16 protein-coding genes and 1 pseudogene are annotated in these 26,328 nt (G+C 43.1%); 12 read left to right on the plus strand and 5 right to left on the minus strand.

The features are described 5' to 3' along the window. The 9 genes and pseudogenes from DW800_RS05425 to DW800_RS05465 all read left to right on the plus strand — a co-directional run bounded on the left by DW800_RS05425 (position 1) and on the right by DW800_RS05465 (position 17,576). On the plus strand, positions 1-2,406 hold the full coding sequence (locus DW800_RS05425; RefSeq protein WP_117703305.1) for an ABC transporter permease: 2,406 nt from the start codon (positions 1-3) through the stop codon (positions 2,404-2,406). An 11-nt stretch (positions 2,407-2,417) separates the two neighbouring features. Continuing rightward, the gene (locus tag DW800_RS05430) at positions 2,418-4,793 is read left to right on the plus strand and encodes an ABC transporter permease (protein ID WP_057258609.1); all 2,376 of its coding nucleotides are present in this window, start codon (positions 2,418-2,420) and stop codon (positions 4,791-4,793) included. An 18-nt stretch (positions 4,794-4,811) separates the two neighbouring features. Then, positions 4,812-7,211: pseudogene (locus DW800_RS05435) on the plus strand (ABC transporter permease). Between the two features lie 23 nt (positions 7,212-7,234). Continuing rightward, on the plus strand, positions 7,235-9,592 hold the full coding sequence (locus tag DW800_RS05440; protein WP_005837160.1) for an ABC transporter permease: 2,358 nt from the start codon (positions 7,235-7,237) through the stop codon (positions 9,590-9,592). Between the two features lie 38 nt (positions 9,593-9,630). Further along, positions 9,631-10,305: an ABC transporter ATP-binding protein gene (locus tag DW800_RS05445; protein WP_005837161.1), complete on the plus strand. Its 675-nt coding sequence runs from the start codon at positions 9,631-9,633 to the stop codon at positions 10,303-10,305. A 158-nt stretch (positions 10,306-10,463) separates the two neighbouring features. Then, positions 10,464-10,751, plus strand: coding sequence for a RyR domain-containing protein (locus DW800_RS05450; RefSeq protein WP_008664544.1), 288 nt, complete (start codon positions 10,464-10,466; stop codon positions 10,749-10,751). A gap of 24 nt (positions 10,752-10,775) precedes the next feature. Beyond that, positions 10,776-11,171, plus strand: a complete 396-nt coding sequence (locus DW800_RS05455) for a hypothetical protein (protein WP_034529763.1) — start codon at positions 10,776-10,778, stop codon at positions 11,169-11,171. A 13-nt stretch (positions 11,172-11,184) separates the two neighbouring features. Then, positions 11,185-13,203: a hypothetical protein gene (locus DW800_RS05460; RefSeq protein ID WP_057256501.1), complete on the plus strand. Its 2,019-nt coding sequence runs from the start codon at positions 11,185-11,187 to the stop codon at positions 13,201-13,203. Positions 13,204-13,223: 20 nt separating this feature from the next. Then, positions 13,224-17,576: a hypothetical protein gene (locus DW800_RS05465; RefSeq protein WP_119957886.1), complete on the plus strand. Its 4,353-nt coding sequence runs from the start codon at positions 13,224-13,226 to the stop codon at positions 17,574-17,576. Here the strand turns inward: DW800_RS05465 and DW800_RS05470 are convergent. The 3 genes from DW800_RS05470 to spt form a co-directional block, all read right to left on the minus strand. Beyond that, entirely contained in the window at positions 17,554-18,240 is a 687-nt protein-coding gene (locus tag DW800_RS05470) for a hypothetical protein (RefSeq protein WP_119957887.1), read from the minus strand. The genes DW800_RS05465 and DW800_RS05470 overlap by 23 nt on opposite strands. A 343-nt stretch (positions 18,241-18,583) precedes the next feature. Further along, the gene (locus DW800_RS05475) at positions 18,584-19,390 is read right to left on the minus strand and encodes a M48 family metallopeptidase (protein ID WP_009038390.1); all 807 of its coding nucleotides are present in this window, start codon (positions 19,388-19,390) and stop codon (positions 18,584-18,586) included. Between the two features lie 99 nt (positions 19,391-19,489). Then, on the minus strand, positions 19,490-20,677 hold the full coding sequence (gene spt / locus DW800_RS05480) for a serine palmitoyltransferase (protein WP_005827830.1): 1,188 nt from the start codon (positions 20,675-20,677) through the stop codon (positions 19,490-19,492). 207 nt (positions 20,678-20,884) lie between these two features. On the opposite strand from spt, the gene DW800_RS05490 reads away from it, so the two are divergent. From DW800_RS05490 to DW800_RS05500, 3 genes are all read left to right on the plus strand, one after another. Further along, the gene (locus DW800_RS05490) at positions 20,885-21,928 is read left to right on the plus strand and encodes a diacylglycerol/lipid kinase family protein (RefSeq protein WP_005827827.1); all 1,044 of its coding nucleotides are present in this window, start codon (positions 20,885-20,887) and stop codon (positions 21,926-21,928) included. 131 nt (positions 21,929-22,059) lie between these two features. Next, a complete protein-coding gene (aspS, locus tag DW800_RS05495; RefSeq protein WP_005827825.1) occupies positions 22,060-23,817 on the plus strand; it encodes an aspartate--tRNA ligase in 1,758 nt (585 codons plus the stop codon). Positions 23,818-23,838: 21 nt separating this feature from the next. Next, entirely contained in the window at positions 23,839-24,219 is a 381-nt protein-coding gene (locus DW800_RS05500; RefSeq protein ID WP_005827823.1) for a GtrA family protein, read from the plus strand. Positions 24,220-24,245: 26 nt separating this feature from the next. Here the strand turns inward: DW800_RS05500 and DW800_RS05505 are convergent, their stop codons facing one another. Both DW800_RS05505 and DW800_RS05510 read right to left on the minus strand, forming a co-directional pair. Then, positions 24,246-25,133, minus strand: a complete 888-nt coding sequence (locus DW800_RS05505) for a carbon-nitrogen hydrolase (protein ID WP_005827821.1) — start codon at positions 25,131-25,133, stop codon at positions 24,246-24,248. A 40-nt stretch (positions 25,134-25,173) separates the two neighbouring features. Then, positions 25,174-26,289 carry an agmatine deiminase family protein gene (locus DW800_RS05510; RefSeq protein WP_005837171.1) on the minus strand — a complete coding sequence of 372 codons (1,116 nt, stop codon included), beginning with the start codon at positions 26,287-26,289 and terminating at the stop codon, positions 25,174-25,176. Positions 26,290-26,328 lie beyond the last annotated feature (39 nt).

The raw sequence follows: 26,328 nt of genomic DNA on the forward strand, positions 1-26,328 counted from the left end.
ATGAGACAAATAATCTTAGCCATCAATGCATTGCTGAAATTCAAAGCATACACCCTTATCAATGTATTGGGACTGGCGTGCAGTTTGGCTTGCGTACTCACCGTAGCCCGATATATCCACCAAGAAAATACAGTGAACCAATGCTTTCCCGAATATAAACGCATTTGCCTGATAAAAACCTCTACCAGCAGTGGTGAAAACTTCTTGGGAGGCTACCGGTCGGGATTGGAAAAGGATCCTGCCGTAGAACAATTTACGGTGATTTATCAAATATCGGATATGCCCGTTCTGTTCGGTGAACAGGAAATTGCAGCGAACGCTTTTTCCGTAGACAGCACCTTCTTCAAAATCTTTCCATATAGGGTGATTGCCGGAAGCGGAAGAATAGTCCGCCCGAGGGATGTTGTCATCACCCGTTCTTTTTGGAAGAAGAAGCTGGGAGGGAAGAATGCCATAGGCGCTACTTTCAAAAACACAAAAGGGAATAAATTCACTATTATAGGAGTGGTGGACGACCCCGATACCAAGACATCATGGATGCCGGATATATTTATGTCGGATGAACTGGATGAATTCCTTTTTTTCGACCCTATATACGCCATGCTGATGGCACCGGATACAGACATTGCACTGCTGAATAAAAAGTATTCAAAAGAACACCCCCGCAGCAAATGGAGCACTTATGAGACAGTACGCTATCAGTATTTGCCTTTGAAAGATTTATATTACGATAAAGACCACGGAAAAGAAAACAAGAACTATCAATATGGCAACCAAAGCTATGTCCGGGTATTGATGGTAGTAGCCTTCCTGGTAGGTATCATAGGGCTGCTGAACTTCATCAACATCTACACTGTCATCATGTCCAAGCGGTCAAGAGAGTTTGGGGTGAAAAAAGTGTTCGGTGCAGGCAGGACAGACATTTTCCTGCAAATATATGCCGAGAACATCTTATTGACGGGACTGGCATTACTCCTTTGCTGGGCTTTAATAGAAATAACCAGGTTTTTCTTTTTCCATGAACTTTATATACCTACCACAACAGACTCAGGCTTTGACCGGAAGGTCTCTGCCATCGTACTTTTAGGATTGCCATTGCTGACTACTGTTTATCCGTTCTTGAAATACACATGTAGCAGACCCGTCAACTCCATACGCGAGCTGGCATCTTCACGCTTTTCCACACGGTCACGCATGATATTACTGTGTTTTCAATATGTCGTAACCATCTTTATAATAACCGTTTCTCTATTCTTTGTACGGCAGTTGGAGTATATGCTCTGCGCCGACCTCGGTTTCCGCTCGCACGATGTGATAACTTGCCGGATGTATGTCGATAAATTGGGCTTATATAAAACAACTAAAGAGGAGGGATTGGATGAAGGAAAAAGACAATATATAAGTAATGCTTTGGTCAATAAACGAATGAGTGAAAGCACTCTGTTTGAGCATTGGAGCAGAGGAAACGACTTGCTGTTCACCGACTTCCGTTTTGACAGTTTTGCGCTCAACAGAGCCGAAAACGGTTTCCATCCGGCATTATCTGCACATTTAACGACCCACTCCATGGCAATATACGATTTTCAACTTGTAGAGGGGCGCCTATGGAACGACTCCATAGATGAAGCGTTCACCAAAAACAGTTTCAAGGTAATTATCAACGAAACCGCTAAAAGAGTCTATGGAATAAAAGACATCACCAAAGACAAGCTGCAACCTGAAGAACCACACTACGCCTCAAGCAGCTTACCGGATTTCTACAATCCACCTTGCGAGATAGTAGGGGTCATAAAGGATTTCAATGTTCGGCACCTTTCACAATCCATCCAACCGGTTGTCATCTATTATCACGATGCAAGCATAGGCGGAATTTATACTGTTACAGCCTCGTATAAGCACGAGAATAAAGCCAAAGTCATTGATTTCCTGCGCCGCTTATACGAAGAATCTACGGGAAGAACCGACTTTGAATATACGCTGATAGAAGATGAACTCCAAAAGATGTATCGTGAAGACCGTCAAGTGGTGAACATTTATACGCTCTTTGCCGGAATAGCCATTTTCATCTCTTCATTGGGATTATTGTCAATATCCTTGTTCGATATTCGGCAACGTTACCGTGAGATAGGTTTACGCAAAGTGAACGGTGCGCAAACAAAGGATATTTACCCCTTACTCATTAAAAAGTATCTCTCGGTCATGGGAGTCGCCACTTTGCTATCCATACCCTTGTCATGGATTGCCATTACCCTCTATTTGCAGGATTTTGCCCACAAAGCCCCTTTGACATTCGACTTGTTTGCCGTAGCAGTAGCCATAACAACTGCCATCTCCTTGTTGACTATTATTAGGCAAATCAGCAAGGCTGCCAACATCAATCCGGCAAGCATTATGAAAAACGAATAAAAGACACGAATATGAAACTCATACTATTATATATCCGAACATTAAGTAGGTTTAAAGTATATACGGTAATCAATATTATCGGACTGGCACTGAGCTTGGCTTGTGTCATTATTATATTCCGCTACGTGAAGCAGGAAAATGATGTAGATTGTTATAGTCCCAACAAAGACCGGATAGGCATCATGGTGCAGGAATACAAAGATGACAACAATAAAACGGCAGTTATCGGAGGTCCCCTCGAAGATGCAGACATAGAAGCGATGTCCACTTTCGTATGGTTCAATAAAGACTATATCATAAAGGAAGAAAAACATATTGATGTAGAAACGATTGTAGCAGACAGCTTGTTTCTAATAGTGACTGATTTTCCCATGAAATATGGAAAAGCCGAATCATGGGCGGCGTCTCCACAAACCGCCTTTATCACAGAAGAGCTGAGTGAGAAACTATTCGGGAACATAAATCCTATCGGCAAAACCATTGAATACTCTACCGGTGACCCTCTTACGGTGACCGGAGTTATCGGCAAAGACAGAGGGAAACGCTCGCTTCATTTCGACTTGCTTGTTCCTGAAACATTGCAGAAGGATTGGGAGTTCCGTTTCCCGATGAAAATGGCATTAATTCATAAAGGGGCCTCCTTTACGAAGATAAATGCACGGCATGCAGCGTTCCGGCAATCTCCACGTGCTGCGGATGTTGAATTCAGGTATCAACTGCTTCCCATGCGTGAAGTGTATTTTCATCCAGCCATTGATGTTTGGCAGGACATGCTGCAAAGGGGGAATTTACCACAGCTACATCTATTGGCACTTGTTGCTGTACTAATTTTAATTGTAGGCATCTTCAATTTTATGAGTCTTTATACGGTTGTATTATTGAAACGAAGCAAAGAATTCAGACTAAAGAAGGTTTTTGGAAACAATTCAGCACAGCTATTCTCCCAACTATATATCGAGAATTTATGTCTGACACTTGTATCATTATTTATAGCCTGGTTCCTTGTCGAGATTTCCGTCTTTCCCTTAAATAAATATTTTGATGTCATTCAACAACCTAATGGTATATTTGACATAGGAATAACCATAGCTATCCTGATTTTACAGCCATTGACAGCTTCAATCTATCCGTTTTTTAAATTCAAATACAACACGCCTATCCATTCATTACGGAAAATAGGCAGTGGTGAAAAATCGTCTGTTGTAAGAAACCTCTATCTGAGTATTCAGTATATCGTGGCATTCATTCTAATAGTTGTTTCCATGTTCTTCGCCAAACAACTGTATGAAATGACTCATATAGATTTAGGCTATGACACAGACTCTATCGTTAAAGTCCATTTTGAACGCTATGAACGCAAACAGCCTACCACTGAAGCAGAATATCTGAAACAGACCTCCTTGCGCAAAGCCTCCAAAGAAAATATATCCACTGCAATGAATGCCTCTCCTTTATTCACGGCATGGAATTACTCTTTATCCCCTTATGAATATTTCACAGAATCTCCGGTACTTTTCCGTAAGCTCGGAGAAGCCAATTTCAAACAATTGTATTGCATTCCCATAACAGAAGAAGAAATAAGATTTCATGGCTTCCGTTTATCCCAGGGACGTTTATGGGATGCCGACATCGACCATGAAGGTGAAGCAAAACTGATTCTCAATCAAAAAGCCATGCAACTCTTCGGACTCGAAAGCGCAATCAATGCCCGGCTGGAACCCCAACAACCTTTATGGCCGCGTAGGGATTTGAGCCCTTATCAGATTATAGGTATCGTCGAAGATTTTTATTGCGGACATTTATCCCAACCGGTTCTTCCTATCGCTTTTATATACGGTGAAACATATCTTTCACAAATTCCTTTGCAAGCTAAAATTGCTCCAGGACATCAAAAAGATGCCGTTGCCTTCCTGGAAAACCTACACAACGACAATGCTGATGGAGCCTTCAATTATACTTTTGCAAAACAGGAAGTTGAGAATCTCTATAAGTCAGACAAGCAAATAACTATTACCTATTCCTTTTTCGCCTTTATGGCCATTCTAATATCCTCAATAGCTTTGTTTGGATTGTCCTTATTTGACATACAACAAAGATACCGGGAAATAGCTATACGAAAAGTACATGGCGCTACACATAAGGAAATTTTATTGTTATTACTCAAAAAATACATTATCATATTAGCAATGTCATTTTTGATTGCCATTTCTATATCTTATTGGGGAATAACCATTTATCTGAAAGATTTTGCCTACAAAGCCAACATCAGCAGTTGGTTGTTCATTATTGCAGCAATCATCATATCATTAATTTCCATATTAACATTGGTTTATCAAGTAAAAAAGGCTGCACGACAGAATCCGGCGGAAGTAATCAAAAGCGAATAATACAATAATGATACTATTATGATAAGACATTATATTAAAACAGCATTCAGAAACCTATTAAAGTACAAGGCACAGAATATCATCTCTATCATCGGACTGTCGGTAGGTATACTTTGTTTTAGTATCTGCCTATATTGCAGCCGCTATATAAATTCTACCGACAAGTGCTTTACCCACTGGGAACGCATTGCAGACATAAACCTATACACTCCAGCAGAAGAACCTTATTCCGGAACTCCCGCTACGTTGTTTGAGAGTCTGCGCCAATTGCAATTCCAAGAAGTAGAAGCATTTACTTTTGTTGCCTATCCCCGCCCACGTAGCTACAATGTGGAAACTATCGACAAGGAAGAACTGCCTTACGAAGATTTATATGCTATGGAAGTAGATACAGCCTACCATAGCGTGTTCACCCCGGAAGTATTACAAGGTTCATGGGCTGTAGCATCGCAAACTCCCAATGCCGTGATACTGACACGCTCTCTGGCACACAAAATATTTGGTCTCGGAGAGAATCCGATAGGAAAGCGAATGACCTTAGCACAACGGCTTTTCTCTTCACCTGATACCACACCACGAACAGGAGGTACCATCTATACCATACAAGCGATAATAGAAGATATTCCATTGAATACCAGCCTTAGCTTTCTCCAAAAGATTGATATGTTAATCTTGAACGACAGCGAAGGACTTATACAATTCGATGGACGAGACAGTATGACCGGTGGACTTACTTTTGCTCTTCTTCGTCCGGGCAAAACATCCGCGCAACTTGAAGCTAGTTTCCGTGCAATGGACTTGAAGCACACAATATTCAATGAGAAAAATACCGTATCAGCCTCGAATTTCGGAAAACTTTTTCGGGAGAAATCCGTTGCCCCTTACTTTGCCGGAATCACATTCATTGTCGGCCTTTTGATTCTACTGACTGGTCTACTCAACTTTTTTCATTTTTTGACGGGGAGTTATCTGAACCGTTCGCACGAGTTCGGCATTCGTAAAGTGAATGGAAGTAATGGCAACAAACTATTTTGGTTACTTTTTACCCAAGCCATTATCATTTCGTTCATAGCCTTCTTATTGACTTTCTGTCTGATAGAAATATTTACCCCTTACCTTTCATTCTCTTTATTTGATTTCACATTAGTCATTGAACGGGACCTATTATTGATACAGACAATAGAATATATGGCAGGCGTTATTTTACTATGCTTATTACTCTGCTTGTTTACCGTATGGAGGATGAAGCATGCCTCCATCCAGTCAAGTATTTACAAGAACAAATCCAAACGCCACAAACAGAAGATACGAAATTGTCTTTTGGGTATCCAATTTTTCATCTGTTGGTTATTCATAGTCTTTACAGTCGCTTTATATTTGCAGGCTAACAAGACCGGTTCCACACTGTTCAACACACTGACAGAAAAAGAAAAGTCCGAAATCATCAGTATTCCTATGGATTACCGTTTTATGAAAAATGACGAAAAGCTTGCTCTCATAGAGCGCATCAGTCAACATCCGGATATAAAAGATAAAATGCTGACAGATATTAATTATCTGAAAGGTATTTCGGGAACAAGCATGCAGACAGAAAAAGATAACCGGGAAAGTAGCCTTGAAGTCAATATAATGAATGTTCCTAATAACTTTTTCGAGTTTATGAATATCCCCATTCTCTCCGGGCATGTCCTGAAGACAAATAGTGACATGGTAGCAGACCGTAAATTGGTAGAACGTATAAAGAAGGATTTACTGGGAACCACCTTGTACAATTATCAAGATAGCTACACGGTATGCGGCATTTGTTCCGATTTTGTAGCCGACACTTACAATCAGAGCCAGGGCTTCGTCTTTCTGCCTTGTGATTTCAAATATTATGTAGGTCATTGCTATTTGAAGTGTGTACCCGGAAAAGCAGAAGAAGTAGAGGCTTTCGTTAAGAAAATGCTGGAAGAGAATCTTCCACCGAGTATACAATTACACATTTCGACCTTGCAGGAAGACATTCACCAAGCGCAAGCCATCGAGAACAACATGAAAGGGATAATCTTATTCTTCTCATTTGTCAGCCTTATAATCACTTTATTAGGCGTCTATTCGGCAATCACACTGGATACGGAACGCAGACAAAAGGAAGTGGCAATCCGTAAAGTAAATGGTGCAGGATTGAAACAGATTATCATATTGTTTGCCCGTACGTATATTTATCAGCTTGTACTCTCGGCAACAATGGCATTTCCTTTATGTTATGCCATACTGCAGTTATGAAAAAACATGTATATCGTATTCTTTAATGATGGCCCGCTATTTTGGATTTCAATCTTCATAATCGTAGCTGTCATTACTACTCTGACTATTATTTTCCGTATTCTGAAAATAGCAAGGACAAATCCGGCAGAAGTCATTAAAAACGAATAAGAAAATATATTTACCTAAAGATTATGACCATACTTACAATCCTAAAAATAATTACCCGCAGTTGGTGGAGAAACAAAGTTTTCTTCTTCATTTCTATAGTCAGTCTGGCTATAGGGCTAGCATGTACAAACTTGCTGTTCACCTATTATGTACATGATTACAATATAGAGAGTGGCAATCGGGACAAGAACCGTATTTTCTGTCTGCGTCAGGATAATCCGATGCAGGACGGAAGCAAGGTGGCCTATGCTGATGCCAATATTCCCCCTATGCTGAAAGAAAAATATGCAGAAGTGGAAGACTACCTGCGTATCAATTCTCTGGTTCCACAATATTGTAAATATGGAGGGGAGATTTACCACGATATAACCTTTATATCTGCCGATACTACTTTGCAACATTTCTTCCACTATCATCCCATTGCCGGTAGTTTAAAGCAAGTATTGGAACAACCGGGCAAAGTAGCACTCAGTGAAGCTTTTGCACATAAACTGTTTGGAGATAAAAATCCATTAGGAGAATTGCTGGAAATAAAAACCATGACTGATACCCAAAGTTATGAAGTGGCAGCCATATTAAAGTCACGGTCACAATCATTGCTCCAATTCGACATGATTACCGGGAATAACAAAGACTTTTGGGGTGGAATGACGTTTCTGAAACTAATTCCAAATACCGATGCCCAACAGTTTACCGAAAAAATCAACCACGACAAAATTCCCACTTTGATTCCGGAAAAGACACAATATTACGTCGACCCTCTGTCCGACATCTACTTTACTACACCGGACTACGATACACAACAACCTCTGCCGTATATCAATCAAAGTAATGTGCAATTATTGTATATCAGCCTTGCTGCCGCCTTGTTGGTACTTATCATAGCCTGCTGCAACTATACCAACATGAGCCTGAGCCGTGTATTGCAACAGCTCAAAATGATACATGTGGAGAAACTGATGGGAAGCAGCTTGAAGGATATCCGCATCCAACTGTTTGGTGATGCATTCCTCACTGTGCTGCTGGCATTCGGATTATCTTTACTCATCATCAACGACTGTCTGTCTTTTTTCAATGGATTATTTGCATCCCATTTAAACGTACATTTCTTTTTCAGCCTACAGATGCTACCCTTGTTAGTGCTCTTTGTACTAGTTATGTCCATTGTCCCTGCTTGGTATATCAGCCATAGACTTTCACAACTCTCATTCAGCGAATACAAGACACTTTACGGAGGTAAAAAGAAACAACGTTTCATAGCTTTGCTGGTCATTCTTCAGTTTTCCATTTCTATAGGGCTGATATTCGCTACTCTCGTTGCCAATGAACAAATCAATCTCATCAAGGAACGGGCCTACTGTTACGAAAATCGGATTGAAATAGGAGATTTCAATGCCGCACCGGCTACAATACTTAAAGAAGAGCTGGAGAAACATGTACAAGGAATAGAGTCCATCGCCCTGTCACAAGGCTCCATATTGAATTCATGGATACGTGAGCTATCCATCAAACAAGCCGACGGTACGGAAAAAAGTTCCTACCTATTAATGCTGTATAGTGATGCCAATCTGGTAAAAACGATGGGGTTCAAACTCTTGTCCGGTAACGCTCCCGAACAACTGCAAAAACAATATGCCTATCCTGCACTGGTCAACGAAAGCTATGTCAGAATGCTGATTCCAGCAGGAATAAATGCCATTGGAAAACCTTTGAAAGAATTTGACCAGTCTGCCGATTCTTTATACATCATCGGCGGTGTATTAGAGGACTTCCCGTTCAGTTCATTGGAAAATGAAATTACCCCGGTCATACTTTACCTTCCACCTACAGAGAGAATGTCGGGTGCCAACTATCTGCAGATTAAGCTGATTGAAAGCAATAAACAAGAAACACTACATCAAATAGCCCAAATATGGGAAAAGATGAATGAAGGGGAGATATTTCAATACACAGACATGCACCAAGACTTTATGAAACGCAATGGTAAAGTCTTGTCTCTCTCCAAACTCCTTATCGCCTATTCTCTGATTGGCTTGATATTGACCTGCTTCGGCTTATTCGGCATTTCATGGTATGCCACTCGCCAGCGTATCCGCGAAATCAGCATTCGCAAGATTCATGGAGCAACATCCCGACAAATCGTGCTGTTGCTGAATAAACCATTCTGCCTGCAAATTCTGCTTGCATATATTCTAGCTGTCCCCATTGTCTATTGGCTCATGCACCATTGGCATGAACAGTTTGCCTATAAAGCCCCCTTCACCGTTATGGACTTTCTATTGCCACTATGTATTGTCTGGATAATATCTGCCGTCACAGTGTGTCTGCAAAGTTATTTGCTGAACAAAACAAATCCGATTGACTGCATCAAATCCGAGTAAGAAATGAAATATTTATAAACCATAAAAACCAAAGCATTATGATTAAGACAGTAAATTTACAGAAGATTTTCAAGACCGAGGAAGTACAGACTCTGGCTTTGAACGACGTAAACATTGAAGTGAAAGAAGGGGAGTTTGTTGCTATCATGGGACCTTCAGGCTGCGGAAAATCCACTTTACTGAATATCCTCGGTCTGTTGGACAATCCTACATCCGGAGAATATTACTTGAATGGGACGGAAGTATCCAAATATACAGAAGCCCAACGTACCAACTTGCGTAAAGGAGTCATCGGCTTTGTATTCCAAAGTTTCAACCTGATTGATGAGCTGAATGTATACGAAAACATCGAACTGCCGTTACTCTACATGGGCATTCCTGCCACCGAACGCAAGCGCCGGGTGGAAACCGCTATGGAGCGTATGGCAATCATGCACCGCAGCAAGCACTTCCCGCAACAATTGTCCGGCGGACAACAGCAACGCGTGGCAATCGCCCGTGCAGTCGTATCAAACCCTAAACTGATACTTGCCGATGAGCCTACCGGTAACCTCGATTCAAAGAACGGAAAAGAGGTAATGGAACTACTGAATGAACTGAATAAGGAAGGTACTACGATTGTCATGGTGACACACTCACAACATGATGCCGGATTTGCCGGACGTATCATCAATCTGTTTGACGGGCAGGTGGTGACGGAAGCTAACTTATAATTCCCGCTTCTCCCGATTTATATGCAGGTTGCAATGTTTTTTCCATTGTAATCTGCATGTTTTTTGGAAATAGCTTTCCTTTTTTTTGTTTCTGTCGTCCGAAATGCCTAATATTGCTACCAATAAACTTTTTACTTCCACATTTTAAATAACAGAAAATGAAAACATACACACCGTCCCCTTTGAACACAGAAAATATCACTTTACCGGATAATTTGACGGAACTCACAGAAGCCATGGCACGCAATGTACATGAAGTATGGGCTTTGGGAAGAGTGAAAGAAGGATGGAAATACGGAGAGACACGCAATGATGAATTAAAGACACATCCCGGACTTGTACCATACGAAGAGTTACCGGACTCAGAACGAGAATACGACCGGCAAACAGCCATACAGACACTGAAACTGATTATGAAACTGGGATTCGACATACAGAAGAAATAATAATCCAATATCTATTATAGTACTATGAGGACGAGTGAGAACAAGTATTATCCTATCCGGCACTGGTGGAAATTCGTGATTCCTGCCTTTATCATTCTCTTTCTGGTTGCAGCATTGATTGTGACATGCACTACATTCCAAAACCTTATTCAATTCTTTCCATCGCGTGGAATGACCTACCTGATGACACTCCATGCCATCATTTCCCTTAGCGTATGCATCTGTTTTTTTCTATGTATCAAGAGATTAATAGATGTATTCTCATTGAATCTGGAACAAGAAAGAAACATTCTTGCATCCTTGTACCAGGAAAAAGAAAAACGGGAGATTATCAATAACGATGAGAAAGAAATCAATAAACTGAAAGAGAATATCAGAAAAGAATTGAAACAAGAAACTGAAAAAAAGGAAACTGTCTAATGACAAAACAAATATGAATCTTTTAACAAGACTTTTTGCCCTTCATTTTGACCGCTCTTTTTCCGGAAAAGGATGGAGGCAGCTTGCTTGGCTTTTCGGAGTCATAGTAACTGTTTTCTTATTGATATATCTGGTAAGTTTTGCATTTATCTTTCCTGAGCCGTCTCTTGAAGAATGGACCGGTATTGATAAAGACGTACCTATGGGGCGTTTGCTTCAGTTGATTTGTCTGTTCATCGATCCGGGGAATATTGTGGAAGTACCACCTTATCTGCGTTGGTTCTCTCTATTGGTCGTAGTGCTGGGATTAATTTTGTTCTGCGGATTATTGATATCCGTAATCTCCAATATGCTGGAACGCAGAGTTGAGCGATATCGTGAAGGCGATATCGTTTACCCTTTGCAAAACCACATCGTCATTATCGGTTTTGACAACATGGTCCCCACTCTTATCCAGCAAATTTGCGATGACACACATTATGGGAATTGCCATATTCTGATTCAGAGTACCCAACCGGCACAAGAAATCCGTAGCAAAATCCATACGGAACTGGATGCCAAAAACGAAAAAAGAATTGTGGTGCTGCGTACCCGGCGCGACTCTATCGAGGAGTTGGAAAAACTCTATACTACCAAAGCGCGCGAAGTATTCCTTATCGGAGAGAGAGACGAACATGACCATGACTCACTGAACATAGACTGCCTGAAAAAGATAGTTGACATTCATAAACGATGCAATAAATGTTCCCTCATACCATTCACCGTTCTTTTCGAATATCAGACTACTTTTGCCGCTTTCCAACTGACCGATTTGTCTGCCGAATGGAGAAAATATATAGAATTCCATCCCTTTAACTTCTACGAGGGCTGGGCCAAAAAGATATTGGTAAGCCGGCAATACGGAAAAGGGGAGAACTGCATTGAATATCCTCCTCTCGACCGTGAGGCAATAACCTACGAAAGCGAAAAACATGTTCATCTTGTTATCATCGGTATGAGCCGTATGGGAGTGGCAATAGGAGTGGAAGCTGCCCATCTGTTGCATTTTCCAAACTTCTGCCGGGACAAGAACATAAAAAGTGTCATTACCTTCATTGATGAAAATGCCGACCGGGAAATGAATTTCTTTTGTGGACGATACCGCCATTATTTCGAGATATCGTCTACCCATTATTACGACATGAGCAAGGACGAAAGGCACGAGAGATTTGTCCTTCCCACCCGTTTTAAAGGAAAAGATGCAGACTTTCTGGATGTGGAATTCAAATTTATCAAAGGCCGTGCGGAAACTCCTGCCATCCAGAACCTAATTAAAGAATGGGTACATGACTCAGGCCAGGTATTGACGATTGCCGTCTGTCTCAATTATCCTCCTCAAAGCATGGCAATGGGATTATATCTGCCGGACGATGTATATGATGAAAACATCCCAGTTTTTGTCCGTCAGGAAACCTCCAGTGCACTGCTCAATATGCTTAACAGTAAAAAGAAAGATGAAGCGATTCATAAATATTCCCATGTTTTTCCTTTTGGAATGCTGGACAACTGTTACGACTTGGACAAAAAAAGCCGGAGGGAGGGACAAATCATCAATTATATATACGATTTCAAGAATAAATATGGAAATGTGCCTCAATCATGCCCACCTGACAATGAGCTGAAAGACTCATGGAACAAACTGTCCGTATCCCTTCAGTGGTCCAATTTGTACAGTGCATATTCCATTAGTCCCAAGCTACGCTCCATAGGCATTACGGATGGTTACGTGAAACTGGACAACGACCAGATAACATTGCTTGCCGAAGTCGAACATAACCGTTGGAACATGGAGAAGCTGCTGCTTGGCTTCCGTAAACCCACCGCCGAAGAAGAAGAGTTAATCTATGGCAGCAAGGAAATGGGAGACATCTTCAAAAAGAAACGCTTTGTGCATCCCGATATACGTCCGTATGATGAATTGAAGGAAAGCTCAAAAGCGTATGACAGATGTATCACAGCCGGTATTCCGCTAGTCGTAAACAACAACACATAGGAAGTAACCAACACTATATTATGAAAACATACCATGTATTTATAGCCTCTTCGCTGAGTTTTCAGAAAGAAAGGGATTTAATGGAAAAAGTCCTGACGGAAAGAAACAACAGCGAACTCAATATTGTAGTGCACCGGCACGAAAAAAATGGAGACAACGATTTAGCTAAAGGCGATACGCAGGAAATCATAAATTCAGAGATAAGGCAATGTGACGTCATCATCTTCTTCGCCGGAAACTGGATACGCTCCAAGACCATCGGAGAGTTTAATGTTGCCATCGAAAATGCATCCAACAAACATATCTATTTCTATCAGAATCCGACATTGGAATACACCCAAGAAGACTGGACAAACACTACTTTATGGAAAGACTTCTATGCGGAATACATGCAAAAGCACCTGGACGACGATACCGTTATCGAGCGGTATGAGAAGCAGTGCAATACGCTGGAGCAGCTAAGGGACGCGTTGGTCAAGGATCGTGAAAGTTTTCTCAATAATCCCTTTTGCGCAATCTCTTGTCATAAGATGGAGTATGATAAAATTATTCCCAACAGCCAAGCCAACCGTCGCAGAGGCAACCTGGACTACTATTTTATCCGTCCGGAAGTAGACAACAAACTTAAAGAGGAGTTTGACAGCACAAACAAGACAATCATCGTCACCGGTCAATCCACTTCGGGAAAGACTATTGCCGTTTGCCGAATGCTGAAAAAGCTCCCTCAGGAATATTATGTGGTCATTTTGAATGCCGATACGACCAAAGAACAGTTAGAACGGCTTTCTGTATCCCAATTCCAGCATGGCAAAAAGATTCTTCTACTGGACGATTTGCAGCTGTTGTTTTGGAAAGAAGAGAATGAAAAGCCGATACCCATTGACAGAGAATTACTTCGCAAGTTATCGGAAATCCTTCACATCGGCAATCCGGACTTCAAGGTTATTGCCACTACAAGCTATAGCTTCAAGGAAGTGAAATCCATGCTTACTTTCAATGAAATGGTTCCTCCGGCCATAGTCGAAGTGGGCATCAAACCTTTATCCTTCAAAAAAATAAATGAATATGCCCGCGAGCTTAGGACATACGGCTATCTTAAACTCCGACCCGAAGCCGGCATGACTATCGGTTCCTTGTTTTTCGACATAGACAGAATCAAGACCAGATATAACAACCAGTTCCAGAACAGCAATTTAAGCAACCTGCAGAAATCCATGCTTCGACAACTCTGCCACGCCATAAAATGTTTGTGGATGTGGAAAAAGAGAAGCCGCAATAAAATAGACCTATTGCTCGATTTCCTCAAATTCACCTATGAGAACAGTTACGAAAAGGCCGACAGAAGCACCATCTGTGAATTGGCAGGCAAAGTAGATGATTTGATTTATTATCAGGACATTGAAAAGGACACATTTGAAGTTGAAGACATCATAGTAACCCAGGTTTTCCAGTACTATAGCAGTGAACCGTCCGATGACCTACTGGCAACTGAAAAGAAAGCCATAAAGGGCATATTCCGCTATATCTACTACAAAGACAGACCGAACTTTTTCAAAAATACAACCAAGATCCTGCATCGGGTGAAAAACTGTTCGGTAAATGCCCCCGAACTCCAACAGTATATCATCAATGATGTTGTAAGCCGCATTTATAAAAACGAACAAACGCTATATACAAGTAAGGAACTGGGAACAAACCCGGAAGGCGTTTCCATTGATTGGGTGGACGCCTATATTGGCAATATAGCCAATTTTGCTCCTACCAATGCAGAGGCCATCCATATTTGGAAATTAACAAAAAAATATAATAGGAGAGAGCTGAATGTGCTGCGGTGGCTTTTGCCCAGACTGCAGACACAACAAGATAAGGACATTGTACACAAGGATTTGCTCAATGAACAAGGGCAAATGCAAGACAAGTATATAGAAAACTCGTATATTGAATTTCAGACAGAATTGGTACGGTTCCTCGACATGGACGAAGCCAAAGAAATATACCTCAACGCTTCCTTTATATACGAAGCTTCCCCAAGTGCCGATGATGACGACATAGATGATTTCTTCTCCGATTCTGCAGAGAGCGCCCATGGGCAGGAAAGCAACAATGAGACTTATCTGACAGAACTGAAAGAGAAAAGAATACGTAATTTCGCCAGGCAGCTTATGCATAAAGCACAGACTCTGGCTGACATACACGACATCAAGAACTTCTTGCAGAAGAATGATAAAGGGGTAGTTCCCCACGACGATGCAGTCTTTTTCTTCAACTTTATTGCTCCCTACACCTGGCTGGAAGTTTTCAAAAGATTCAGCCAGCCGGAAAAGCTGGTTGCATTCTTCAACGAACTGACAGAACTGTCTGTCGACAAAAAAGAGGATACCAGTATGTTCCTGAACAAGACCGAAGTGTTGAATGGAGCACTCGAAAACATACCGTCCTCTTATGCCTATGATTTATGGAACCGTATGGGGAATAACTGTGATGGCTACTCATTGAACTTTATGCTCCAAAAGGCTAAAAATTTTGAGCAAGCCAAAGGAATCTTCAACACTTTTATGGAAAGGTTGGAGCAGCAAGAAGAAGAAAACAAGACCAAACTGAAAGTGGGTGAAATCTACTTGAACGACTTATTGGATACGACCTCCACTTATAGCGGGATTAAGGAATGCGAGGAACTGTTCCATAAATACCATTTACTGGAAGCAGACCAGTCTTTACTGGATTACCCGAGCCAGCACACACAAGGTATCCTATACCAACGCATGACCCTAAAGGAAATCAAGGCACATATGAAGAGACATCGTCCCCAAAACGGCGATGAATCTCGAAATATAAGAACAATCGTACAATTCATTCTGAAAATATCAAATTATGAAGAGGCGTATCAGGCACTGTTCGGAGAAACTCCCGATTGTATTACTCCGGAAGAACAACAGATTTTGAATCATTCGCCCTACGTTGTCTCCGAAATGTTCAATAAGGTAAAGACTCCGGAAGAAGGAGGAGTCGCAAGGGATTTCTTCGAGAACCGGCTGGACAAGTCACTGCTCAATCATCCTGATGCCAATATCTTGAATATCATTATCAATAACCGGTTCATATATCCCTATTATGAACAAAAAGTGGACATGATAAAGCGGATGTCCGAAAAATACACCGTACAACAGAACAGTTATACACATAAACATTTACTCTATCACCTGACCAACCACACCCAAGATTCACTTCCTCCGGAAGAAATACAACTGATTATAAATGAGGAAATAATGAAAAGCCTGGATGCGCCAAAGGATGTATTGAAGCAAATGCTTATCCAGCGATACTATGCCGGAAGAGCACAAGACAACGTTCCGCAGCCTTTTCCCATTTATACATCGGAAGGGTGGAAAATTAAAGAAAGCACTATTCTGGAATATGTGTATTGTCTGCTGGACGTGGGCGTATATGATGGAGGAATTATCTTCTGTTGCATGAAGGCATTGCTCCGTCAGAATGATAAGGAAAACGCCCAACGGCTGCAAGAGCAAGCAATCAGTAAAAAGGTTTTTATCAATTACGATTCATATTGTATGTTGAAAAAGGTAGGAGCCGTCATTCCCAAACCCTACCTATTTGTCGAACATTATCCAATTATGAAGGACATATGCTATCAAATGCGGGAACGCGGCATGACCTTCGAAGAAGCCGAAAGCCGTATAAAAGAGATGGAAGATGATTTACATATTTCCATTGCACGCACACAAATCTACTGGAACAATGTCATCAGCCGCATGGCCAACAACAGAACAAACAAAAAACTGGTGCTTCAGAATACTCTGAAATTCATTGATGAACACCATGTGCCGATGAGTCCGGAAATATATTACTCCCTTTTACACACAATCACTTCCATTGAAGACTATACAAAAGTCAAAGGTTTATATAAAGGCGAATTGAATATAGGACATATCTTCGTACTTCTAAAGAAGATTCCAGAATTTGCCAAATATAGAATTGCCGAATGGGCATTTGTCGCCTGCTTGCGTCAGGAGTTTGATGAATGGTATGACATTCTATGTTCCATCAGTGAGAAAGAACAGGAGAAAAGAATTAAAATCATGTTACAGTCCGAGCGCTACAAGCAACTGCAAGTCATCACCCCCAAAGGGTATCTTAACCAGACTTTCTTGTTCTGGTGGACTATCCGCTACGCCGTCTCAGAGACTGAAGAGCAACGGAAGGCAGAATTGGATACCCTTGTCACAATGATACCCAAACCCTTTGTACCTCAGTATCCGAAAATGATAGAGAAGTTCTTTATACCTTATCCGCAAGACTTGCTTGAAATCATTCGAGAATATATAGGCCGGATTATTTCATCCGAGCCGCAATAGCCAGCAATACCCCGAGCACCACACCCAATATCGCTGCAAACAGCACCCGCATTTCTCCCGGCAGGAGGAATGTGATGGTGTGTGCCGGATACCAGAAGAAAGGAATTGTTTTCTTGAAGACAAAATTCCATTGTGCATCCCAATTCAGATGCGTAATGATGCGGGTCATCGGGATAGGAGTGAGGAGGCTGCGAGGCGAACCGCCACAATCCAAGATATGCGTATCCGTAATCTTATGGAATGTCATGAATACCGGAGCGAAAATGGTATTCATAGCAACTGAAATGGCGAAGGCTATCCATAATTTGTCCAGGCAGAACTCTCCGTTTATAATGGCGGCGGCATTTGCCATTCCCATATATTCCATAAATTGCGGCACACCTTTGGAGAAGATTATCATGGCCGCATTGATACCCATTCCCAGCAGTCCCCACACTACGGCACGCGGCAGTACGCCAAATCCTTTTCGGTTATAGACTCCGGCACTGATACGAAGTCCCAGCATCTCACCCAGTGTAGCAAGAATTCCAAATTTAATGAAACTCATCACCATGCCATGAGCAGCGTTGAAAGACTTATACCAATCGTAGATGGATTCACTCACAAAGAATGGCAGGAATATTATCACCAGAACAAAAACAAAGAGGAAGTCTTGTTTTTTCATACAAAAGTCATGTTTTTCATAAATAATGTGGCAAACATACTAAAATTATTCTAATTTAAAAGCAAATAAGTAAATAAAAGAAGTTTTACCAAACAGAACAAAGTGTTTCCCTTAACCGAACAGTGTGTTTCATTAAAGAGAACACTTCGTTTCCCTTAAAAGAACAGTTTGTTTCAAATAGAAAAACACTTTGTTTTCTATAGCTAAAACAAAGTGTTCAGCACTGTGAACTAACGAATTATCCCATTAGCTCCCTCAGAAGCCCATATCATAGTCTCGGCACAAAAAAAGTGGGATTCAGAGAAACCTCTGATCCCACTTCATCATAGTAAGCAACGGATAGTTATTTCTTATCCTTCATATATTCATCCGCTTTCTCCTTGGCACGTGCCACGCGCTTGGCTGTATCCGGATGAGAAGAGAACATCTTCTGGAACTTGGATTCCTTCGGTGCTTCCGCTGAAAGTTCAAGCAATTTGTTCAAAGCATTGTACATGGCATACGGATCGAGATTATTCTTGATGCAGAATTCAAAGCCGTAATCATCCGCTTCCGTCTCCTGCTTCTGGGAGTATTGAGCACCTGCCAATGCCTCGGCCATGGCACCCAGTTCAGAATCACTCAATTTGGATACCGTAGAACTTGCCGCACCGGCAGCATTCTTCACAGCCGAACGAAGGTAAGCATTCTTCATCGCATCTTTGGAATCCGTATGGATGACGTGACCTATCTCGTGGCCGACAACTGCCATCACTTCATCATCCGTCATGATGTCCATCAGTCCGGCACAGATGCGTACACTACCATCACCGCACGCAAAGGCATTCACATCTATTACTTCATAAACACCGAAGTTCACCTTCAAGCCGTCCACTTCCTTGATATTTCCGGTCAGCTTCTCCAGACGCTTGCCGTAATCCGTATCGGGCTTTGTCAGCGGATTGTGCGTATCCATCCATTCCATATATTCCTTGCTCATCGCTGCAATGTCAGCATCGGACAATGAAATGGCCTTGACGGCATCTGTACCGGCTTGGACAACTTTGGTCACATTGATTTTCTTTCCACCGATTTTGAACTGCGCATAGGCAGTGGTGGTACAACTCATTCCGCATACTACAGCAGTAATGATGAAGAAGTTCTTTTTCATGTACTTTACGATTTAATTTTAATCCTACTTCGCTTTGTCTATAAAAAAAACCGCCTAATCATTATTAAACGGTTTTCCGAATATCTGTTTAAATCAAGTTTACTTGATGATACCCAATTCCTTGAAACATTTAGTCAATTTTTCTACAGCATAATCCACTTGTTCGACCGTATGGGTAGCCATCAACGCTACACGCACCAGTGTATCTTGTGGAGCACATGCAGGTGGAATAACGGGGTTGATGAAGATACCTTCGTCAAAAGCCAGCTTCGTTACTATAAATGTCTTCTCTGTATCACGCACATAGAGAGGAATGATAGGAGATTCTGTCTCACCGATTTCGAAGCCTGCATCGCGGAACTTCTTCAAGGCATAGTTAGTGATGTCCCACAGACGTTGGATGCGTTCAGGTTCGGACTTGATGATGTGAAGCGCCTCGCGGGCTGCAGCCGTAGCAGCAGGTGTGCTACTTGCCTGGAATATATAGGAACGGGCATTGTGGCGCAGCCAATTGATTACCGCCTTGTCTCCAGCAACAAAACCACCGATGGAAGCCAATGACTTGCTGAATGTACCCATAATCAGGTCTACATCTTCGGTAACACCGAAATGGTCGCACACACCACGGCCTTGTTTTCCGAATACACCCAAGCCGTGAGCTTCGTCCACGTAAATGCTGGCATTGTATTTCTTCTTCAGGCGGACAATTTCGGGCAGATTGGCCAAGTCACCTTCCATGGAAAATACTCCATCCACAACAATCAGCTTTACAGCATCCAGTTCGCATTTCTGGAGTTCTTTTTCCAAAGCCTCCATATCGTTATGCTTGTACTTCAACTGAGTGGCAAATGCAAGACGGCGGCCATCTACAATGGAAGCGTGATCACGGTCATCACAAATAATATAATCCCCACGGCCTACAACGGCAGGAATAATACCTTCGTTTACAGTAAATCCGGTAGAAAAACAGAGTGCTTCATCTTTTCCTACGAATTCAGCCAATTCCTTCTCCAGTTCAACATGTATATCGAGTGTTCCGTTCAGAAAGCGGGAACCTGCACAACCGGTGCCATATTTTTCTGTGGCAGCTATCGAGGCATCAATGATACGCTTGTCATATGTCAGTCCCATATATGCATTAGAGCCGAACATCAGAACCTTTTTACCATCCATCATTACCTCTGTATCCTGATGGCTGTTAATTGTGCGGAAATAAGGATATACGCCTTTTGCCATAAACTGCTGCGGCAGGTCGTATTTCGCAAATTTGTCTTGTAGTAAACCCATGAAATATCTTTTATATAATGAATATTTAATTCTATTAAATACAAGTCTTAAAAAACAGGGGGCAAAGATAGCAAAATATGTCGGTATATGTTCTATTTACATTAAAAAAACTACTTATACTTATTTTAAAAAGAATTATGTGGTTAATTTTTCAGATATTTATATTACTTTTGCCAGTTGGAAAACCTGCATAGCAACAACCCTTGCATGAACGAAAACAAGAAGAAAATAGCATTCATCATAAACCCCATATCCGGCACTCAGAGTAAGGAGCAGATACTGAAGTGGCTCGATGAAAAGCTGGATAAGGAAAGGTATGCACAAGAAGTGATTTATACCGAACGGGCAGGCCATGCCGTAGAGATAGCGGCACAGAAGGCACAAGAAGATGCACATGCCGTCATCGCCATAGGAGGAGACGGCACCATCAATGAGATAGCTCGCTCACTGGTACATACAAAAACCGCTTTGGGCATCATTCCCTGCGGTTCCGGCAACGGACTTGCCCGCCATCTGCAGATTCCGATGGAGCCGAAAAAGGCCATCGACATCATCAATGACGGACTGATAGACATCATTGACTACGGAAAAATCAACGATGTCCCTTTCTTCTGCACCTGCGGCGTGGGATTCGACGCATTTGTAAGCCTGCAATTCTCCAAGGCGGGAAGGAGAGGACCACTCACTTATCTGGAAAAGACTCTGCTCGAAAGCCTGAAGTACCGTCCGGAAACCTATGAACTGGAAATGGACGGCAGCACCCTGCGATACAAGGCGTTCCTAATAGCCTGCGGAAACGCATCGCAATATGGAAACAATGCGTATATTGCCCCACAAGCCACCTTGAACGACGGACTGCTGGACGTCACCATACTCGAGCCGTTCACTGTGCTCGATGTACCGTCGCTCTCTTTCCAGCTCTTCAACAAGACCATTGACCAGAACAGCCGGATTAAGACGTTCCGTTGCCAGACACTCCGTATTCACCGTTCTAAACCGGGGGTAGTCCACTTTGACGGCGACCCGATGATGATGGGAGAGAATGTAGATGTAAAGATTATGAAGAAAGGACTGCAGGTCATTGTTCCCCGGGATGCGGAAAAAGACACTTCGAATGTCTTGCAGCGGGCACAAGACTATATCAACGGACTGAAACAAATTAATGATGCTTTTGTGGAAGACATCGCCCATAAAAACAAGATGATACTGGATAAAGGCAAAAGGCAATTCAAGAAACTGACAAAAATGTAATGTTGTAAAAAAGGTACTAAAGGAGTTTCTGAAAATAACTTTCCCCTTTTGATGCGCCATATAATATGTTTTATGTATTTTTGCAAAGCCAAAATAGTAAATAAGTAAATCGTCAAACAGTAAATAAAAAGATGTATAGATCACACACCTGCGGAGAACTCCGTATCTCCGATGTTAACAAGCAAGTGACGCTGGCAGGTTGGGTACAGCGCAGCCGTAAGATGGGAGGCATGACTTTCATTGACCTCCGCGACCGTTACGGAATTACCCAATTAGTGTTCAACGAAGAGGTGAATGCCGAACTTTGCGAGCGTGCCAACCGCTTGGGCCGTGAATTCGTAATCCAGGTTAAAGGTACCGTAAACGAACGTTTCAGTAAAAACCAGCATATCCCGACGGGAGACATTGAAATCATCGTATCGGAACTGGATGTTCTGAACTCATCGCTGACCCCTCCCTTCACCATCGAGGAAAATACGGACGGTGGCGACGATATCCGCATGAAGTACCGTTATCTAGACCTGCGCCGTGCCAATGTACGCAGCAATCTGGAGCTTCGCCATAAAATGACAATTGAAGTACGCAAATACCTGGACAGCCAGGGATTCATCGAAGTGGAAACTCCGATTCTGGTAGGCTCCACACCCGAAGGTGCACGCGATTTCGTCGTTCCTTCACGCATGAACCCGGGACAATTCTATGCCTTACCTCAAAGCCCGCAGACACTGAAACAGTTGTTGATGGTTTCCGGTTTCGACCGTTACTTCCAGATAGCCAAATGCTTCCGTGACGAAGACCTGCGTGCCGACCGCCAGCCGGAATTCACACAGATTGACTGCGAAATGTCTTTTGTGGAGCAGGATGACGTCATCAACCTCTTCGAAGGCATGGCCAAATATCTGTTCAAGGAAATCCGTGGCGTAGAGATGAACGAGCCGTTCATGCGCATGCCATGGGCAGACGCCATGAAATATTACGGCAGCGACAAGCCCGACCTCCGTTTCGGCATGAAGTTCGTGGAACTGATGGACATCATGAAGGGACACGGATTCCCGGTATTCGACAATGCCGCCTACATCGGCGGTATCTGCGCAGAAGGCGCCGCACACTATACCCGCAAACAGCTGGATGTACTGACCGAATTCGTGAAAAGACCGCAAATCGGTGCCAAAGGTATGGTATACGCGCGCGTAGAGGCAGACGGCAACGTAAAATCAAGTGTCGACAAGTTCTATGCGCAGGAAGTATTGCAGGAGATGAAGGCTGCTTTCAACGCCAAGCCGGGTGACCTGATTCTGATTCTGAGCGGTGACGATGCCATGAAGACCCGCAAGCAACTGAACGAGTTGCGCCTTGAAATGGGTAACCAACTGGGATTACGCGACAAGAACAAGTTCGTCTGCCTTTGGGTGGTTGACTTCCCGATGTTTGAGTGGAGCGATGAAGAAGGCCGCCTGATGGCTATGCACCACCCGTTCACTCATCCGAAAGACGAAGATATTCCTTTGCTGGATACAGACCCGGCAGCTGTCCGTGCAGATGCATACGATATGGTGTGCAACGGTATTGAAGTGGGTGGAGGTTCCATCCGTATCCACGATGCACAGTTGCAGGCCAAAATGTTCGAGATTCTCGGATTCACTCCGGAGAAGGCTCAGGAGCAGTTCGGCTTCCTGATGAATGCCTTCAAATACGGTGCACCTCCTCACGGTGGTCTGGCATACGGTCTGGACCGTTGGGTCAGCATCTTCGCAGGTCTCGACAGTATCCGCGACTGCATTGCATTCCCCAAAAACAACAGTGGACGCGATGTAATGCTGGATGCACCTTCAGTTATTGACCAGAAGCAGCTGGACGAACTGAATCTGATTGTTGAAGTGAAAGAGTAAAAGCAGGTACAGAGTAGGAGAGTGAAAGAGTCTGCACGCATTTTTCGTTTTGCGGTAATCGGCACGCTGAATGCCTTGATTATGGCTGTTACCGTTTGGGTAATGATGGACGAACTGGACATCAACTATATGCTCTCCAATGTAACCGCATATATACTTGCACAGATACACAACTTCATCTGGTGCAAGTACTGGATATTCCCTACAGAAAAAAAGAGCAACACTTGGCGACAAGTGCTGCTCTTTTCCATAGCTTTCGGAATGGCTTACGGAGCGCAATTCCTTTTCCTCATAGGGCTGGTGGAGGGACTGGACTGCAATGAATACCTTGCCCAGTTCCTGGGATTATTCATCTACGGAAGTGTCAATTTCCTGATGAACAAACGGGTGACATTCCGTTAGTTCTCCCCCAGAGATCCCCGTCGTTATCAGTCAAGAAATCGTTTTGTCAATCCGGCATAGGCATCAATTCTGCGGTCGCGCAGGAAAGGCCACCAACGGCGTACATTTTCCGAGCGTTCCAAGTCCACCTCTACAACGATATTTTCCGGCCGTTCGTTTCCTGCTTGGGCCAGGAACTCGCCTTGCGGTCCGGCCACAAAACTATTTCCCCAAAACAAGATACCATTGGTCTGCATGGAAGGATCCGGCTCATGTCCCACACGGTTCACTGAAACAACCGGCAAGCCGTTGGCCACAGCATGTCCACGCTGGGAGATAATCCAAGCATTGAGCTGACGCGCCTTTTCATCATCCGTATCACTGCTTTCCCAACCGATAGCCGTAGGATATATTAGTATTTCAGCTCCCTTCAGCGCCATCAGACGTGCTGCTTCCGGATACCATTGGTCCCAGCACACCAAAACTCCCAATTTGCCCAAAGATGTCTGAATAGGTTCGAAGCCTATATCACCGGGAGTAAAATAGAATTTCTCATAATAGGCGGGGTCATCAGGAATATGCATCTTCCGGTATTTCCCGGCAATGCTGCCGTCACGTTCAAAAACAACCGCTGTGTTATGATACAATCCGGGAGCGCGTTTCTCGAACAGAGAAGTGACCAGCACAATATCGTTGGCAGCAGCCAACTCTGAATAGAATCCCGTAGAAGGACCGGGAATCGGTTCTGCCAAGTCGAACAACTGCGTGTTTTCCGTCTGACAGAAATACAGAGAGTTATGCAGCTCCTGCAAAACAACCAATTGAGCCCCATGCGCCGCACATGCCTCTATACTTTTGGCCAAATTCATTAAATTAGTCCTGAGGTCCTTGGTATTGGCCTGCTGGATAATACCTACTTTTATTTTTCTTGTCATCTTATTCTATGGTTTATTGTTTTACTATGTATAATCGACATTACTTCAACACCCCTACGGGATATTGCATGGTAACACAATGCAAAGAGCCGTGTTGCTTAATCAAAGCACGGCAATCTATCCCGATAATTTCATAACCGGGAAAAGCCTCCCGCAACACTTCCCCCGCGCGGGCATCATTCTCCGGCTGGCGATAGGTGGGGTAAAGCACTGCATCATTCAGAATCAAGAAATTAGCGTAAGTGGCAGGAAGCCGTTCCCCTTCCTCTTCTATCTTATCGGCCATGGGCAAAGCCAGCAAACGGTAAGGTTCCCCCTTCAACGTACGGAAAGTCTTCAGTTGCTCCTCCATGCGATGCAGTTCTTCGTAATGCTCATCATCCGCATCCTTGCATTGTACATAGGCTATCGTGTCGGCAGGGCAGAAACGGGCCAGCGTGTCTATATGACTGTCCGTATCGTCACCTGCCAAATAACCGTGGTCCAGCCAAAGAACACGTTGCAGGTGAAAAACGGAACGAAGATATTCCTCAATTTCCACCCGGTTCATCTGTCCGTTCCGGTTAGGCGAAAGCAGGCATTCGGAGGTGGTGAGCAACGTACCCATGCCGTCACTTTCGATGGAACCGCCTTCAAGGACAAACCCCAAGCGATTTACATACTTTCCTTTCATCACTTCCGACTCCACCGCACGACGCGTAATCAAATTATCCTTATCGGATGCAAACTTCAATCCCCACCCGTTGAACTTAAAGTCGAGCAGAGATACACCGTCAGCATCCAGTAGGGTGATGGCTCCATGGTCGCGTGCCCAAGTATCATTCGTCTCACACTTCAGGAAACGGACATTTTCCATATTCACCCTGCCGAGAATCTGTTTCTTCACCTCATCCGGTTCTGGGGTTACAATCAGCAATGTCTCCCGGGCGGCTATTTCGTGGGCAATGGCTACAAAACATTCCTGCACTTCGTCCAACATATAGGTCCAGTCTGTACCCGCATGGGGCCATGTAAGCTGTATGCCGCTTTGCAAAGCCCATTCGGCAGGCAAGTGGGGAGCACGTGTCTCTACCTGAAAAGTCATATTCTTGCCAAAACGCACCTGACAGTCCTTCTCTGCGGCACCACCCAGCGGCAGTCCTACAAAATATCCCATATTATTTATCTTTTCTAATTCGTTACTTTTTAAGTTAGC

This window comes from Bacteroides sp. AM32-11AC, from assembly GCF_003603515.1.
GTDB classification, from domain to species: domain Bacteria; phylum Bacteroidota; class Bacteroidia; order Bacteroidales; family Bacteroidaceae; genus Bacteroides; species Bacteroides uniformis.

Coding starts and splice junctions, on each gene's coding strand:
- DW800_RS05425 (WP_117703305.1), top strand. CDS start 1: ATGAGACAAATAATCTTAGCCATCAATGCATTGCTGAAATTCAAAGCA.
- DW800_RS05430 (WP_057258609.1), top strand. CDS start 2,418: ATGAAACTCATACTATTATATATCCGAACATTAAGTAGGTTTAAAGTA.
- DW800_RS05440 (WP_005837160.1), top strand. CDS start 7,235: ATGACCATACTTACAATCCTAAAAATAATTACCCGCAGTTGGTGGAGA.
- DW800_RS05445 (WP_005837161.1), top strand. CDS start 9,631: ATGATTAAGACAGTAAATTTACAGAAGATTTTCAAGACCGAGGAAGTA.
- DW800_RS05450 (WP_008664544.1), top strand. CDS start 10,464: ATGAAAACATACACACCGTCCCCTTTGAACACAGAAAATATCACTTTA.
- DW800_RS05455 (WP_034529763.1), top strand. CDS start 10,776: ATGAGGACGAGTGAGAACAAGTATTATCCTATCCGGCACTGGTGGAAA.
- DW800_RS05460 (WP_057256501.1), top strand. CDS start 11,185: ATGAATCTTTTAACAAGACTTTTTGCCCTTCATTTTGACCGCTCTTTT.
- DW800_RS05465 (WP_119957886.1), top strand. CDS start 13,224: ATGAAAACATACCATGTATTTATAGCCTCTTCGCTGAGTTTTCAGAAA.
- DW800_RS05470 (WP_119957887.1), bottom strand. CDS start 18,240: ATGAAAAAACAAGACTTCCTCTTTGTTTTTGTTCTGGTGATAATATTC.
- DW800_RS05475 (WP_009038390.1), bottom strand. CDS start 19,390: ATGAAAAAGAACTTCTTCATCATTACTGCTGTAGTATGCGGAATGAGT.
- spt (WP_005827830.1), bottom strand. CDS start 20,677: ATGGGTTTACTACAAGACAAATTTGCGAAATACGACCTGCCGCAGCAG.
- DW800_RS05490 (WP_005827827.1), top strand. CDS start 20,885: ATGAACGAAAACAAGAAGAAAATAGCATTCATCATAAACCCCATATCC.
- aspS (WP_005827825.1), top strand. CDS start 22,060: ATGTATAGATCACACACCTGCGGAGAACTCCGTATCTCCGATGTTAAC.
- DW800_RS05505 (WP_005827821.1), bottom strand. CDS start 25,133: ATGACAAGAAAAATAAAAGTAGGTATTATCCAGCAGGCCAATACCAAG.
- DW800_RS05510 (WP_005837171.1), bottom strand. CDS start 26,289: ATGGGATATTTTGTAGGACTGCCGCTGGGTGGTGCCGCAGAGAAGGAC.